General features: G+C 40.8%; 19 protein-coding genes and 1 riboswitch. Of the genes, 15 read left to right on the top strand and 4 right to left on the bottom strand.

The genetic code is table 11. From position 1 onward, the window contains the following. The first annotated feature begins 109 nt into the window (after positions 1-109). A complete protein-coding gene (locus H625_RS0100570; RefSeq protein ID WP_026858132.1) occupies positions 110-616 on the top strand; it encodes a shikimate kinase in 507 nt (168 codons plus the stop codon). Positions 617-683: 67 nt separating this feature from the next. Further along, positions 684-774, top strand: a riboswitch (glycine riboswitch). A gap of 74 nt (positions 775-848) precedes the next feature. Continuing rightward, positions 849-1,931, top strand: a complete 1,083-nt coding sequence (gene gcvT, locus H625_RS0100565) for a glycine cleavage system aminomethyltransferase GcvT (protein ID WP_026858131.1) — start codon at positions 849-851, stop codon at positions 1,929-1,931. A gap of 344 nt (positions 1,932-2,275) precedes the next feature. Here gcvT and H625_RS0100560 read toward each other — a convergent pair whose 3' ends face one another. Genes H625_RS0100560 through H625_RS0100545 form a run of 4 tightly spaced genes read right to left on the bottom strand, consistent with a single transcriptional unit; the run spans position 2,276 to position 4,389 of the window. Next, positions 2,276-2,662 (bottom strand): rhodanese-like domain-containing protein, encoded by a 387-nt coding sequence (locus H625_RS0100560; RefSeq protein ID WP_026858130.1) that lies wholly within the window; start codon positions 2,660-2,662, stop codon positions 2,276-2,278. A 27-nt stretch (positions 2,663-2,689) separates the two neighbouring features. Beyond that, entirely contained in the window at positions 2,690-2,908 is a 219-nt protein-coding gene (locus tag H625_RS0100555; RefSeq protein WP_026858129.1) for an SA1362 family protein, read from the bottom strand. Further along, positions 2,905-3,813, bottom strand: a complete 909-nt coding sequence (locus H625_RS0100550) for a DUF1385 domain-containing protein (RefSeq protein ID WP_026858128.1) — start codon at positions 3,811-3,813, stop codon at positions 2,905-2,907. The genes H625_RS0100555 and H625_RS0100550 overlap by 4 nt, the downstream gene beginning before the upstream one ends. Before the next feature lie 15 nt (positions 3,814-3,828). Further along, complete coding sequence (locus tag H625_RS0100545) at positions 3,829-4,389, bottom strand: hypothetical protein (RefSeq protein WP_026858127.1); 561 nt, start codon at positions 4,387-4,389, stop codon at positions 3,829-3,831. A gap of 115 nt (positions 4,390-4,504) precedes the next feature. Between H625_RS0100545 and H625_RS0100540 the strand changes: the two genes are divergently transcribed. From H625_RS0100540 to H625_RS0100480, 13 genes are all read left to right on the top strand, one after another. After that, complete coding sequence (locus tag H625_RS0100540; RefSeq protein WP_026858126.1) at positions 4,505-5,560, top strand: M24 family metallopeptidase; 1,056 nt, start codon at positions 4,505-4,507, stop codon at positions 5,558-5,560. 27 nt (positions 5,561-5,587) lie between these two features. Next, positions 5,588-6,145, top strand: coding sequence for an elongation factor P (gene efp, locus H625_RS0100535; RefSeq protein WP_026858125.1), 558 nt, complete (start codon positions 5,588-5,590; stop codon positions 6,143-6,145). A 105-nt stretch (positions 6,146-6,250) separates the two neighbouring features. Continuing rightward, positions 6,251-6,682 carry an acetyl-CoA carboxylase biotin carboxyl carrier protein gene (accB, locus tag H625_RS0100530; protein WP_026858124.1) on the top strand — a complete coding sequence of 144 codons (432 nt, stop codon included), beginning with the start codon at positions 6,251-6,253 and terminating at the stop codon, positions 6,680-6,682. Beyond that, positions 6,682-8,028, top strand: a complete 1,347-nt coding sequence (gene accC, locus H625_RS0100525; protein ID WP_026858123.1) for an acetyl-CoA carboxylase biotin carboxylase subunit — start codon at positions 6,682-6,684, stop codon at positions 8,026-8,028. The genes accB and accC overlap by 1 nt, the downstream gene beginning before the upstream one ends. 104 nt (positions 8,029-8,132) lie before the next feature. Continuing rightward, entirely contained in the window at positions 8,133-8,675 is a 543-nt protein-coding gene (locus H625_RS0100520) for a hypothetical protein (protein ID WP_026858122.1), read from the top strand. 113 nt (positions 8,676-8,788) lie between these two features. Further along, positions 8,789-9,532 (top strand): Ltp family lipoprotein, encoded by a 744-nt coding sequence (locus H625_RS13840; RefSeq protein ID WP_245573076.1) that lies wholly within the window; start codon positions 8,789-8,791, stop codon positions 9,530-9,532. 444 nt (positions 9,533-9,976) lie between these two features. Further along, positions 9,977-10,327 carry an Asp23/Gls24 family envelope stress response protein gene (locus tag H625_RS0100510; protein ID WP_026858120.1) on the top strand — a complete coding sequence of 117 codons (351 nt, stop codon included), beginning with the start codon at positions 9,977-9,979 and terminating at the stop codon, positions 10,325-10,327. Positions 10,328-10,353: 26 nt separating this feature from the next. Beyond that, positions 10,354-10,737, top strand: coding sequence for a transcription antitermination factor NusB (nusB, locus tag H625_RS0100505; RefSeq protein ID WP_026858119.1), 384 nt, complete (start codon positions 10,354-10,356; stop codon positions 10,735-10,737). Positions 10,738-10,743: 6 nt separating this feature from the next. Then, entirely contained in the window at positions 10,744-12,084 is a 1,341-nt protein-coding gene (gene xseA / locus H625_RS0100500) for an exodeoxyribonuclease VII large subunit (protein ID WP_026858118.1), read from the top strand. Continuing rightward, positions 12,077-12,286, top strand: a complete 210-nt coding sequence (gene xseB, locus H625_RS0100495) for an exodeoxyribonuclease VII small subunit (protein WP_026858117.1) — start codon at positions 12,077-12,079, stop codon at positions 12,284-12,286. The genes xseA and xseB overlap by 8 nt, the downstream gene beginning before the upstream one ends. Then, positions 12,276-13,151, top strand: coding sequence for a polyprenyl synthetase family protein (locus H625_RS0100490; protein ID WP_026858116.1), 876 nt, complete (start codon positions 12,276-12,278; stop codon positions 13,149-13,151). The genes xseB and H625_RS0100490 overlap by 11 nt, the downstream gene beginning before the upstream one ends. Positions 13,152-13,245: 94 nt before the next feature. Beyond that, positions 13,246-15,138, top strand: coding sequence for a 1-deoxy-D-xylulose-5-phosphate synthase (gene dxs / locus H625_RS0100485; RefSeq protein ID WP_026858115.1), 1,893 nt, complete (start codon positions 13,246-13,248; stop codon positions 15,136-15,138). Then, the gene (locus H625_RS0100480; RefSeq protein WP_026858114.1) at positions 15,116-15,901 is read left to right on the top strand and encodes a TlyA family RNA methyltransferase; all 786 of its coding nucleotides are present in this window, start codon (positions 15,116-15,118) and stop codon (positions 15,899-15,901) included. Before dxs ends, H625_RS0100480 begins: the two co-directional genes overlap by 23 nt. Positions 15,902-15,903: the final 2 nt, after the last annotated feature.

Here is a 15,903-nt window from a genome sequence, read left to right as displayed (position 1 = left end):
ATACTATCATTACTATAATAGATTTCAGCTGATACTCGATATCCGCATGAATTTAATTGAAATCTATATTTCAAGAATTGATCAAATAATAAATTAGGTGAATGATAATATGATATTAATCGGCTTTATGGGCTGCGGCAAAACGACTATCGCACATGAACTGGGTACTCAACTGAATAAAGAAATTATCGACCTCGATGCAGTGATTCCGACAATCGCCGGCAAAACGATTCCGGAAATCTTTGATGCAGAAGGGGAAGCAGCCTTCAGGGAATATGAATTCCAGGCACTTCAGACAACGCTTAAAAAAGATGTCATTATCGCGACAGGCGGCGGGGTCGTCACGTACGAAAAATCTTACAATCTGTTAAAAGACTTAACCGGCAGACCGGTATTCTTTTTAAACGCACCATTTGAAGAGCTGTACAGCCGGATTCAGCAAGATGAAAACCGTCCGCTCGGCAATCAGGATATTGATAAAGTACAAACGCTTTATAATTCAAGATTGGATAAGTACGTTTCACTTGCCGACAGCGAAATAAGCACTATGCAGACAGTTGAAAAAACAGCTGCTGAAATCATTGGCTACATGGACAGAGTGAATTTTAAGGCGTGAGTATTCAGCTTGCCATTTTAAATAAATTATGAGTATAATGTATACGGATTCAGAAAGACAGTTACGGATGAATAATACTGGAGAGAACGCATTATGCGTCGCCGAAGGAGCAAGCCTAAGAAGGTCAATCTCTCAGGCAAAAGGACAGTATTGCGACGTAATCCTGAAGATTATTTCAACAGGACAGCGATTAGTCACTGTCCTGTTTTATTTATTTGAGGAGGAAATTGTAATGAGTGAGTTAAAAAGAACACCTTTAAACGAGTACTATCATGAGAATGGTGCTAAACTGGTCGATTTTGGCGGCTGGGAAATGCCCGTTCAATTCTCAAGCATCAAAGAAGAACACACAGCAGTAAGAGAAGACGTTGGTATTTTCGATGTCAGTCACATGGGTGAAATTCGTGTTACAGGCGCCGAGGCTGAAAAATTCTTAAACTATGCACTGACTAACGACGTTACTAAGTTAACAGATGTAAAAGCTCAATACACTGCGCTCGCTAACGAAAAAGGCGGAGTAATCGACGACCTTGTAATATACAAGCTCGCTGACAATGAATACCTGCTTATTCCTAACGCAGGCAACACAGAAGAAGATTTCGAATGGCTTAAAGCTATCGAAGGATACGATGCTGTTGTGGAAAACGTATCTGCAGATTACGGTCAGCTTGCAGTACAGGGACCGAATGCAAGAGCATTAGTACAAAAATTCACAGAAACTGATCTTTCTGAACTGAAAATGTTCAACTTTGTAACAGACGCTCAAGTAGACGGTAAAGACGTTATTATTTCACAAAGCGGTTACACTGGAGAAGACGGATTTGAGCTTTACTGCAAACCAGAAGATACACTTCACCTGTGGAAACTATTCGTAGATAACGGTGCTGTTGAATGTGGACTCGGTTCACGTGATACACTTCGTCTTGAAGCTGGACTTCCACTTCACGGACAGGATTTATCACCTGAAATCTCACCACTTGAATCACGTATCGGTTTCGCTGTTAAAGTGGACAAAGGCGACTTTATCGGTCAGCCGGTATTAAAAGCACAAAAAGAAAATGGAATTCCACGCCGTCTGTCTGGATTTGAAATTACAGGCAAAGGAATCGCGCGTACGGATTACGAAGTATACGACAACGAAGGAAACAAAGTAGGTTACGTAACGAGCGGTACACAGTCACCAACGACTAAACGCTCAATCGGTTTCGCACTAGTTGATACTGACTTCTATGAGTTAGATAAAGAATTCGTAATCAAAGTACGTAACAAAGACGTACCTGCTAAATTCGTTAAAACACCATTCCATAAAAACTAATAAAAACGGGCTGGGGATCTTTTTATTAAGATTCCCAGCCCATTTTTTATTGGGAGGTGAAAATTCCCGGTTTGGATACCTATGTAGAATGGACATGGTAATCCAGAGCACTGCGAGTGACAATGTCAAAGTCACATGGGAATCCAAAGCTTCCCGAGTGACAATGTCAAAGTCACATGGTGGTCCGAAGCCTCCCGGGTGACGATGTTAAAGTCACATGGTAATCCACAGCACCGCGAGTGACGATGTCCTCCCAAGCCCTTTTGTTATCTATAGGGAATCATCCTCCCGTCGTCATCAAAAAAAGCGTCTGACCGATTCCGGCCAGACGCTTTAATATTATATTAACGGTTTTTAGATTTAATCTTACCTGTCCATTTAGCAATTCCCTGCTTAAGAACGTTGATGTCTTTATGACCGTCTTTTTTCAGCATACGTGCTGCACGTAATGCCGTACGTCCATTTTGATCGTATAAGTAAACCGGTTTATCTTTACGGATACCGCCTTTTTTCATCTGGAATGATGATATTGGAAGGTTTCTTGCTCCGAGGATATGTCCGTGTTCAAATTTATCTTTCTCGCGTAAATCCACCAGCTGTACTTTACGCAGATCTTGATTAAATTCATCTTCCTTCAGCATGTTGACGCCTCTCATACTTAAAAATGCATTTATCACCAATGCAATGATGACAACTGCCAGAATAATTAAAGCAATAATCCAGCTTTCCACTTAAAAACCTCTCCTTATATATGTTTATTATTTTTTACGTTGTTTACGTTTTGCTTTGCGCAGTGCTTTTTTATATTTTCTCTGATCTTCAGTTAAGATAAAGAAATAGTAAATGCCGTATAAAATTGCTGCAAGCACTAAAAGAAAAATCAATGAGCTGACGATCATATTTAAGACCATATCAAGATTCATCAAAAGGCCGATTGCTGCGATAAGTAAAACGATAATTACCAAAGCTCTTTTCATTTTTTATCACTCCCTAAAAGATGGTTGAATGAATGTATAGCAACTTCCACCTGATCATTATGCGGCTGTTTTGTAGTCAAGTACTGCAGCCATAAACCTGGAAGTCCAAGGAATTTCAATACTGGAACTTCTCTCAGCTTGTTCGTAAGCTGCAGTACTTCAAATGACAGCCCGAGCACGACAGGTATCAGTAAAATTCTGTTGATTACTCTCACATACAGCGGGTCGACTGGTACAAACATGTACACGACGAATCCGACAAGCACTGTAAACAGTATAAAAGAACTGCCGCAGCGGTAGTGGAGCCTTGATTCTGCTTGAACATTTTCCACCGTAAGCGGCTTGTCCTGTTCAAAGCAGTTAATGACTTTATGTTCGGCCCCGTGATACTGAAACAGTCTTTTTACCATCGGTGTCAGCGACAGCAAATAGATGTAACCGAGCAGAATAATTAATTTAATCAGTGTCTCCAGTGCAACTTGTCCGAATTTTCCGGTAATAATACCGGAAAATATCTCCGCTACAAAAACAGGTATCAAAGTCAGCACAAATTTACCGATTAAGAAGGTAAGTATACCGATAATTACAGTGGAAAGCACGACTTTCGCAGTATTTGCAGAATTTTTCTCCGCTTCTATTTTATAATCTTCCCCAGGGTGCCGGTCGTAGCGGTCCGCTGCAAAGTCCATATGCTTCATGCCGTAGACACTTGCTTCTAAAATGGCGACATTGCCGCGGGCGAGCGGTATTTTCTTTAGTTTAGTTAAGAACGACCTTTCGGGCCGCGGCATCTCAAAATAATCAATGTCGCCATTTGTCCGCCGGATAGCTGTAGACATATGGGTTTTCGACTGGAACATGACGCCCTCAGGCACTGCCTGGCCGCCGTAGATCGGTTTTGTCATTATTCTTCATTCTCTCTACAAGTATTCTGTCGCCGACTGCAGCCGCTCAATTGCTTCGTTAAGCAGTGCATCGTCTTCTGCAGCCAGTGCATCTGCAATCTGGTTGACAGCTTCAGTAATTTCTTCATTGGCAAGAACCACATTGGAATGTTCCCGTTCGAGAACGTCGGTGAGTTCCAGTTCGCTGACAGCAGCATAATATGTATCAACTGTGTCGGTAACTGCATCTCTTGTTTTGACGATATCGCCTGTATTCAGCTGTTCGTTACCGCGGTAAGCAGCAATATGTCCGTTCATTTTACTAAGGTTTTCTGTAATGCCGGTTGCATATGTACTTACGATTTCTACATATTTTTCGACATTGGGATTATCGCGGTCACGTTCGAAGTTAACGATTTGTGTGTCGAGGTTTTCCAAATGCAAAGTAAGCTGCTGATTGCGTACCTGTTCGGTCTGCAGCAGGCCTTCCAATTCACTTTTGTATTCCTCCTGCTCTATGAGCGACTCTTCAGGTGAACTATTTGAGCACCCCGCAGCGAGTAATATTAATATCATTGCAGACAGTTTAAGTTTCATCGCACATTCTCCTATATTTCATTAGACTATTTTAACATGTTAGCGTTAAAATATAAAAAGAAAATGAAATAGATATTAATTTCATGTAAAATGGTTATGGAGAGGTGGAGGAGAAATGATTAAATTTGATAAAGTACAACAGTTGTTAGAGAGAGAACACCTTGATGCATTACTCGTAATGAGCAGTCACAACAGAAGATATTTAAGTGATTTTACCGGCTCCAGCGGAGCGCTTATTATTACGAAGGACTCAAGATTCCTAATGTCAGACTTCAGGTACCAAGCCCAGGGAGCTGAACAGGCTGAAGGTTTCCAGTTTGTGCTGCAGGAAAAAGGACTGCTTGATTCAATAATTTCATTTATGCAATCAAAAAACATTAAACGTATTGGTTTCGAAGGGGAACACGTAAACTACAATACATACACTAAAATTAAAGAAGATTTTGAAACAGTGCCATTAACAGGAGAAGTTGAAAAAATCCGTTTAATTAAAACGGATGAAGAAATAAAAATAATTCAAAAAGCATGTGAAATTGCTGATCAGGCTTATGAATATATTTTAACTTACGTTAAAGCCGGCATGACTGAAATGGAAGTCAAAAATGAGCTCGAAGCTTATATGACAAAACTCGGTGCCAGCGGACCAAGCTTCGATACGATTGTAGCCAGCGGTCACAGAGGCGCATTGCCTCACGGTGTCGCTTCAGACAAAGTGATTGAATCAGGCGATATGGTAACATTGGACTTCGGTGCTTACTATAAAGGATATGCATCCGATATTACGCGTACATTCGGCGTTGGTTCTGTATCTGAAGAGATGGAGAACATATATAATGTCGTTTTAGAAGCTCAACTCAAGTCATTGGAAGAAATTAAATCTGGTATGACAGGGGAGGAAGCTGACACTATTGCACGCGATGTAATTAGCGGACACGGTTTTGGCGAAAACTTCGGTCATTCACTCGGTCACGGCTTCGGCCTCGAAGTACACGAATTGCCGGGCATTGCACAAAAAAGTACAATGAATCTAGAACCGGGCATGTGTATTACTATAGAACCGGGCATTTATGTGGACGGTTTAGGCGGTGTGCGTATCGAAGATGATACGATAGTTACCGAAACTGGTCTTAAAAAATTAACACACAGCAGTAAAAAACTGTTTATCGTATAAGAAAAGCAGATTACTAGGAGGAAAATCATGATTTCAGTTAACGATTTTAAAACTGGACTTACAGTAGAAGTAGAAGGCAATATCTGGAGAGTTTTAGACTTCCAGCACGTTAAACCGGGTAAAGGTGCGGCATTCGTGCGCAGTAAATTAAAAAACCTTCGCAACGGCGCAATACAGGAAAAAACTTTCAGAGCAGGCGAGAAAGTCGGCAGAGCTCAAATTGATAACATGAAGATGCAGTATTTATATGCAGATGGCGACAGCTATGTATTCATGGATAACAACTCTTATGAACAAATTGAAATTCCTGGCGATCAGCTGGAATACGAACTAAAATTCCTTAAAGAAAATATGCCGGTATCAATTATGATGTACGGAAGCGAAACACTCGGAGTAGAACTTCCGAAAACTGTTGAACTTGAAGTTACAGAAACAGAACCGGGAATTAAAGGTGACACTGCGAGCGGTGCATCTAAAACAGCAACACTTGAGACAGGTATAACAATTCAGGTACCTTTATTTGTTAACCAGGGCGATATGCTGGTTGTTAATACTGATGAAGCTTCGTACGTTTCAAGAGCATAAGACATTTTAAGAGCAGTAAATATTTACTGCTCCTAATTTATACTTGAATTGGTATGACCACCTATGTAAAATGTAGACATATTATTTTATGGGAGAGTAAAACTAATGAATTTAGAACAAGTCGATTCTTTAATAGAAAAAATGGAACGCGCATCTCTTACTGAAATTTCTTATAAAGACAAAGATGTGGATATTAAACTTAAAAGAGAATTAGCACCAGCGGTTACACCAGTACCTCAGGTGGCACAAACGCAAGCAGTAGCCCATCAGGCTCCAGCTGCAGAAACTCAGCCTGCAGACGAAGGTCTTGTTGTCAGAGCGCCGATGGTTGGTACGTTCTACAAAGCACCTTCACCTGAAGCTGAAGCTTACATAAAAGTAGGGGACACAGTTTCAAGTACATCAGTCGTTTGTATTTTAGAAGCGATGAAACTATTCAATGAAATACAAGCAGAAGTATCCGGTGAAGTTACAGAGATTCTAGTAGACGACGGAGATATGGTTGAATACAATCAGCCATTATTCAGATTACGATGATTAAAAAGGTATTAATCGCCAACCGCGGTGAGATTGCGGTAAGAATCATTCGTGCATGTCATGAACTTGGAATCGAAACTGTCAGTATATACTCTGAAGCAGATCATGATAGTCTACACCGGAAACTAGCGACAGAATCATACTGCATCGGACCCAAGCTTTCAAAAGACAGCTACCTGGATATGATAGGTATTATAACTATTGCACAGTCCACAGGCTGTGATGCAATTCACCCGGGTTACGGATTTTTAGCTGAAAACAGTGATTTTGCTGAGATGTGTGAATCATCAAGCTTAATCTTTATCGGACCGATGTCTGAAACAATTTCACTAATGGGTGTGAAGGACGTTGCGAAAAAGACGATGATTGAAGCGGATGTACCGACAGTACCAGGCAGCGACGGTGTAGTTAAATCACTTGATGACGCTTATATTATTGCTGAAGAAATCGGCTATCCCATCATTATTAAAGCAAGCCACGGCGGCGGCGGTAAAGGAATCCGTGTCGCACGTACTAAAGAAGAATTGACTCAAAACTATAAATTAACTGAGCAGGAAGCTGAAAGTGCATTTGGCAATAAGAGTCTTTATATTGAAAAATATATTGAGAACTTCCGCCATATTGAAATTCAGGTGCTCGGAGATTACCATGGCAATGTTGTCCATTTAGGCGAGCGCGACTGTACAGTACAGCGCCGCATGCAAAAACTTGTGGAAGAAGCACCAAGCCCGGTCATTAGTGAAAAAACACGTCTTGAAATGGGCGAAACAGCAGTCCGTGCAGCGAAAAGTATCGACTATATCGGTGCCGGCACGATTGAATTCATCTACGACTTAAACGATCATAAATATTACTTTATGGAAATGAATACACGTATTCAGGTCGAACATCCGGTAACAGAAATGATTACCGGTATAGACCTAGTGAAATCACAAATACTAGTCGCAAACCATGAACCGATTCCTTATAAACAGGAAGATATTAAATTCGAAGGCCACGCATTTGAATTTAGAATTAACGCTGAGAATCCGTATAAAAACTTTATGCCATCAGCAGGGAAGATTACAGAATTCCTTCAGCCTGGCGGATTCGGAGTAAGAATGGACACTGCATCATACGCAGGATATGTGATTCCTCCGTATTACGATTCAATGATTGCTAAACTGATCGTTCACGGTAAAAACCGAGAAGAAGCAGTCGCAACTGCGAAACGTGCACTCGATGAATTCCAAATCAGCGGCATCGATACGACAATCCCGTTCCACCAGAATATATTATTAAACAATGCATTCTTAAGCAATGACTATAATACTAACTTTTTGGCAGAACAGGATATTATGAAGTAAGACTTTGAACCGTCTTTTTATTCCTCACGGAATAGGGAGGCGGTTTTTATCTTCTTAAATTTAGGGTACACATTAATAAATAGTATTGAGGAGGATATAAGACTATGAATAAGTTCCTTGAAGTATTTAATGATGAGCTGAAAAAAGTGCAGAGTAATGATGCAGAACAAACTGAAGAGCATGAAAATGACAACTTTTTAGTAGAAATTGAAAAGGATATCGGTGATATTCCCGGCCACTTCGGACCCGTGATTGAAGTTATTCAGGAAAAATATGATGACACGGCTGAGGTCAGGCATACAGAAGTATACAAAGCAGGAGATGAAGTTGCTGTTTTATATAAAGGCAGTACGGTGATTTCGTATCAGCTGCAAAAGAGAAGAGTATCATCCAATGTGCCGGCAGCCTACAGAATTAAAGTTGGCGGAAAACTGCAGCTGCCGGATATGCTGGTGCAGACGAATGACAACGGTCATTATTACTACTTTGAAGATAAACACACATCGACCGAAGACAATGACAAAGACGACCTCGTTGGTATTCCATACCAGGACGCGGATGGTGTTGTTGAAACCGATCAGTTTGAGAGAGTATTAGAGAAGCACGTTGCAAGACTCGCGAGATATGTGGGGAAAGACGGACAGTAGGACTGTACTTTAACGAACTAAAAATAACAGAAAAGTCTAAATTTATATAGCCTTTAGTACTTATATTTATTATAATTAATGTAAATATATTGTAATTAAGGGAGAGCTGTCTAATGCGAAGGTTTTTAATGCTGGGAAGTTTATCGGCTATGTTGTTACTTGCCGCGTGCGGTACAGGAGATGAAGTTGAAGATGCGTCTGCAGAAAACGTTGATGTTTCTGAGGTAGAAGAGGAAAATAAGAAGTTGAATGAACAAATTGGTGAACTGGAAAATCAAGTTACAGAATTGGAAGGGCAGGTTTCAGAAAATGATGAAACCAATTCAAATGATACTGATGTAACTGCTTTGGAAGAAGAAATAGACAGCTTGGAAAATCAAATTGCTGAGAAAGATGAACAAATTTCTTCTTTAGAAATGAGCCTGTCAGAAACTGAATCAAAAGTCGAAGAACTGGAGCTCGCAGCTGAGGATCAATCAGCGAGTGAACCAGCAGATGAACAGGAAGATGCAGAAAAAGCAACTGCTTCATCATCAGATGATTCAGACGATGTCCCGAGAGAATGGGAATCTGCATTAAGCAGTGCTTATAACTATGCCGAAATTATGAGCATGTCAAAAGCAGGTATATATGACCAGCTGGTATCCGAGTATGGTGAAGCATTCCCGGAAGAAGCTGCGCAATATGCGATTGATAATATTGAATTCGACTGGAATGAAAATGCTTTGAAATCAGCTGAAAATTATCAGGACCTGATGAGTATGTCGCATTCAGCAATTTATGATCAGCTGATATCTGAATATGGTGAGAAATTTACGCCGGAAGAAGCACAATACGCAATCGATAATCTGGAATAGTTTATTTATTGGCCGGCTCAAGAAGCCGGTCAATTTTTATTCAATTATCCAGTTCATGTTTTTATTTTAAAATTAGTTCATTGCGGAGCAAAGACGCTTACTCGGGAATGACAGGTCTTCATTGCGGAGCAAGGCCGCTTACTCGGGAATGACACGCTCTCATTGCGGAGCAAAGTCGTTTACTCGGCAATGACACGCTCTCATTGCGGAGCAAAGTCACTTACTCGGGAATGACAGCTCTTCATTGCGGAGCAAAGAACCAAAGAACTCAACCTCCCCGTATTCCGCACCTTATTGACTAAACAAACAAATAGTCATATATTTAAAGTATTAAAAACAGCGGTTTTTCAGTTTTCAGACGACCCGGAATGTTTATCAATCCATTCAGTAAACCATTTAATATTACCTGCATCACGTGATATAATAAAACAGTGAGGTGATTGTATGATTTTACAAAATCATAAGACAAATTTAGGCAGCATCGAAATTTCCAGTGAAGTCATTGAAGTAATCGCAAGTATTGCGGTTGAAGAAACTAAAGGTGTTCACTCATTGCAAAATAATTTTGCCAGTGGTAATATCGAAAAGATTGGGAAGAAATTCCGCGGTCGCGGTGTTAAAGTTGAAACTAAAGATGATCAGATCCACATTGCGATTTACGTCGTATTATCGACTGACCGGAACGTTCACAGCGTAGCTGAGCGTATTCAGGAAAATGTTAAACAAGCTGTAAATGATATGCTCGAAGTCACAGTTAACGAAACTAACGTGCACATCGTCAATATTATTAAATAAGTTAATAGATAGGTTTAGGTGTAAGCATGAAAAGACATGAACAACGTAAGAAAGCATTTCAGCTGTTATTCCAGGTAGATAAAAACGTCGTTGATCTTAAAGATACCCGTTTTTACGAGGTATACCAGACTGAGACATTTGTTAAATCGGTCGTCGATTACTATGTTCACAATCAGGAATCAGTAAATGATGAAATCAGCCGTTACTTAACAGGGTATACGATTGAACGTATATCAAAAGTAGAAAGAAATATATTACGCCTCGCGGTAAGTGAATTGCAGAGTCACGGTGCACCTGTAAAGGTTGTTATTGATGAAGCAATTAAACTCGCAAAAAATTACGGTGACAAAGACAGCCATCGTTTCGTTAACGGGGTATTAAAGAATTTTGCCGTGCAGAATGAAGGTTAGGTAAAAATGGATAGTACAAAGTATTTATCAGTTCAGTCCTTAACAAAGTATATTAAATATAAATTTGAGAAAGACCCGTACTTGCAACGGGTCTTTCTTAAAGGTGAGCTGTCGAATGTGAAACATCATACGAACGGCCACATATATTTTTCTATAAAAGATGACAAGTCTGTCATCAGTGCGGTCATGTTCAGATACGATGCCGAGAAGCTCAATTTCAAACCCGAAGAGGGCCAGAATGTTCTTCTCGCCGGGAATATTACTCTGTACGAAGCCCGCGGACAATATCAGATTTACGTTAAAGAAATGCAGATTGACGGTATTGGCCAACTATTTTTAAAGCTCGAGCAGAACAAAGAGCTGCTGAAGAAAAAAGGTTATTTGAATCCAGAGCATAAAAAAGCGATTCCCGCTTTTCCGGAACATATCGCCATCGTGTCATCCAGTACAAGTGCTGCAATAAAAGATATGATTACTACTTTAACGCGCAGATATCCACTCGTTAAGGTGACATTATTAAATACATATGTGCAGGGCGCCCGCAGTCAGGACAGTGTGTTAACGAATCTTACGCGTGCTGACAAACTCGGTGCAGATACTGTAATTCTTGCCCGTGGCGGCGGTTCTATTGAAGACCTGTGGACGTTTAACGAGCTGGAAGTGGCTCTCGCTGTGTTTAATATGAATACACCGGTGATTACAGGTGTCGGTCATGAGACCGATATTACACTTGTAGATTACGTGAGTGATCTCCGTGCACCAACTCCTACAGCAGCAGCCGAACAGGCTGTACCAAACATCAGGGATTTACAGCTTCGTCTCGGCGAACTGCACAGACAATCGGATAATCTGATTATGTCTAAAATCGAGCGTTCACGTAAAGTGCTGGAAGGTTTATCAAATTACTACAAATTTAAAAATCCGAATTTATTATATACAGAACAGACTGAACGTCTGCGCGATTTAACAGTAACTATAGAGAACCATATGTCGTTATCACTTTCTGAGAACCGGCATATGCTTAATAAGCACATGTCAGGGCTGTCGTATAACAATCCGGCACCTGATATCAGGAATTACCAGGAAGAGCTTTTAAGAACTGAAAATGAACTGAAACGCCGTATGAAAGCAGTAATCGGCCAAAAGTCAGAACGTCTTGCTGGTAATATTAACGTCTTGGAATCAGTCAGTCCCGTACAAATATTAAAAAGAGGCTATTCTTATACGACGTTTAATAATAAAATAGTAACAGAAGCAAAAAACTTAAATGTTGGCGATGTTATTGAAACATCATTTAATCGGGGCACAGTCAGCGCTAAAGTGACAGAGGTGAATACAGATGACTAAAAACGATCAGACTTTTGAAATGAAAATGACGAGATTGGAAACAATCGTTAAATCACTAGACGAAGAGGAAGTATCTCTTGAAAAGTCGCTGGAACTTTATCAGGAAGGCATTAAACTTTCACAGGAGTGCGACAATATACTGAAAAACGCAGAGTTAAAAGTGGAAGAGCTCAATAAGGATACTGATGACGATGGAGAATAGCATATCGTACATCGATAAAGTGAAGTCCCATATATTAGTGCACTTAAAAACGTATCAGCACTCTGAAACGATTTACAATGCGAGTAAGTATTCCGTTGAAGCAGGCGGCAAAGGACTCCGACCGCTGCTGTTATTTACTGCGCTTGAAGCGCTGAATACGGATATTTCTAAAGGTCTCAGTGCGGCATCCGCGATAGAGATGATCCATACGTATTCTCTTATTCACGATGATTTGCCGGCAATGGACAACGATGATTTAAGACGCGGTAAACCGACGAATCATATCATCTTCGGCGAAGGCACAGCTATTCTTGCAGGAGATAATCTGCTTAATGAAAGTTTTAATGTGATAGCAAAAGATAAGGAATTGTCTGCAGAAATCAGAATTAAACTTGTTGAAACGATTGCTACGGCGAGTGGACAGGCAGGTATGATCAGCGGTCAGATGCTCGATATTGAAGCAGAAGAACGTCCAACGTCACTCGACGAATTGGAAACGATTCACGCTTATAAAACCGGCGCACTGATAACAGCACCTGTAACAGCAGCGTGTATTATTGCTGAAGCGGTACCTGAGGTTACTGAAAGTCTTCAAAATTTCAGTGAAGTCATCGGTGTCTTATTTCAGATTAAAGATGATATATTAGACATTGAAGGCAATCCAAAAATTACCGGTAAGAACATAGGCAGCGATGCGAAAAAAGGCAAGGTAACCTACGTTAGCGAACTCGGACTTGAAGGTGCCAAAACAGCTTTGCAGCAAAAAGAAACAGAAGCATACAGAATCCTAGACAGCCTGGATGAATTAATAGAGACAGCGGGATTACGTAAAATCGTTCAGATGTTTGCTGAAAGAGACCAATGATAATTCATATGTCAGTATGAATTATCATTTTTCTTTTTTGTCGGAACAGTAAAGTGTTATAATTATTAATAGTAAAATTAAAGGTGGTTGCTATATGAATATATATAGTTTTGACGAGCCATCATTTTTGAAAAACTCAAATGAAGAAGAGCTCGTACAGCTAGCAAGTGACATAAGAGAATTTCTCATCGAGTCATGTGCAGTTACAGGCGGCCACATCGGAGCAAACTTAGGTGTTGTTGAATTGACAATCGCACTTCATAAGTACTTTGATTCACCCGTCGATAAACTGATTTTCGATGTAGGACACCAGGCATATATACACAAAATATTAACAGGCAGAAGTGCAGATTTCGCTACGCTGAGACAATATAAAGGCTTAGGCGGATTTCCTAAAATGCGCGAAAGCAAACACGATGTATGGGAAGCGGGCCATTCATCGACTTCGCTGTCTGCAGCAATGGGCTTTGCAAAAGCCCGCGATATTAAAGGTCAAAAAAATCACGTTGTACCGATTATCGGTGACGGTGCACTGACAGGCGGCATGGCGCTTGAAGCACTTAATCATATCGGCAGTGATAAGACGAACATGACGATTATTTTAAACGATAACGAAATGAGTATCGCACCAAACGTCGGAGCATTGCACAATATGCTCGGACGTATGAGAACAAATGCACAATACAATAAATTTAAACACGGTGCTGAAGGGTTTATCGAGCGTCTGCCGCAGGTCGGTACAACCCTTCGTGATTTGGCAGACCGTTTTAAAGACAGCACCAAATATATGTTTGTCGACGGCATTTTCTTTGAAGAACTCGGTATTAAATATATCGGTCCGGTCGACGGTCATAATTTTGAAGACCTCGGTGCTGCAATTAAAACTTCTAAGGAATATGACGGTCCTGTCATCATTCATGTCATTACGAAAAAAGGTAAAGGCTATCATCCTGCAGAGCATGACAAACTCGGTATTTGGCACGGTCTTGGACCGTATAAAATAGATACCGGTGAAGTACTTGGCTCGAAGAAAACCGAATCATGGAGTGCATTTATGTCTAATACTGTATTAGACCGTGCTCACAAAGACGAGGCAATTGTAGCTATGACACCGGCGATGCCTGTCGGCAGCAAGCTCACTAAGTTCCAGAATGAACTGCCCAATCGTTTCTTTGATACGGGCATTGCCGAACAGCACGCAGTTACAATGGCAGCAGGCATGGCAGCTGCAGGTATGAAACCGTACCTTGCAATCTATTCGACATTCCTGCAGCGCGGTTACGATCAGCTCTTGCACGACGTCGACAGACAAAACCTGGACGTCCTCTTAGGCATTGACCGGAGCGGTCTTGTCGGTGCAGACGGTGAAACTCATCAGGGTGTATTCGATATCAGCTTTATCTCGCCGCTGCCAAACATCACTTTAATGATGCCGAGAGACGAAAAAGAAGCTGAAATGATGATTGATTTATCATTTGCTACAGCCGGACCGATGGCGATTCGTTATCCTAGGGGCAATGTACTCGGCATCGATATGAATGAAAACCGGGAGCCGCTTAAAATAGGCAGCTGGGAAGTTCTCCGAGAAGGTGCAGATGCAGCATTAATTTCATACGGTCCGACACTTGCGACTGTTATGGAAGCAGCAGAAATACTTGCAAAAGACGGTATTGAAGTTAAAGTAATTAATGCGCGCTTTATTAAACCGCTTGATAACGCTATGCTCAAGTCATTTGGTGAGAGCGGCATACCTGTATTTGTTATTGAAGAATCAATGCTTACAGGCGGACTTGGCAGTATGATTTCGACTTATATGAATGATGAATTATATACGAATAAAATTCAGCGTCTTGGTATCGGTAGTGAGTATATCGAACACGGTGATGTCGATCTGCTTCTCCGTGATATCGGCATTACTGCTCCGAATATCGCACTGCGTACTAAGAAACTTACAGGGGCGCCTCATGAAGAAAATACGAATCGATGAATATATTTTTGAGCATTTCAATGTCGGCTCAATTGATGATATAAAAAAATTGATTATGGCAGGCAAGGTGCTGAATAATAACGAACCTGTTTATAAAGCCTCTGATAAAATCGCACCGGACAAAGCACATGTCAGATTTAAAAATGTGAAGCAGTTTGTTTCGAGAGGCGGACTAAAATTAAAACATGCCATTGATTCATTCGGTCTTGAGGTAACTGAGAAAGTAATGCTCGATATCGGTTCCTCCACAGGAGGATTTACCGATTGTGCGCTGCAGCATGGCGCGAAGCATGTCTATGCAGTGGATGTCGGAACAAATCAGCTTGCGTACCAGTTAAGAATTGACGAACGCGTATCTGTAATGGAACAGACGAATTTTAAAGAAACAGTTATCGAAGATTTCGAACCGCTGCCGGATGTCATCTCGATTGATGTATCATTTACATCAATTGTGCCGATACTCCGTCATATAAAATCCCTGTTCAGCCACAATATTGAAATTGCAGCATTGATTAAGCCGCAGTTTGAAAGTTATTTGGAAGAACGTGAAGAAAGCGGGATTATTACGAATCCGGACACGCATTACCAAGTAATTCAGCGCGTACTGAAGGAATGCGAATTACTCGGCCTTAATATTTCAGCAATAGAGCGTTCACCGATTACCGGAACTAAAGGCAATATAGAATATTTATTCTATCTGACAAGTAAAGAAAGTGAATATGCATTAACAGACAAAGACATCAAAACCGTTGTATACGGTTGATG

The sequence above is a fragment of the Jeotgalicoccus psychrophilus DSM 19085 genome (assembly GCF_000425845.1).
GTDB classification, from domain to species: domain Bacteria; phylum Bacillota; class Bacilli; order Staphylococcales; family Salinicoccaceae; genus Jeotgalicoccus; species Jeotgalicoccus psychrophilus.
Note: the sequence above shows the minus strand (reverse complement) of the source record. Positions and strands in the feature narration are given on the sequence as shown.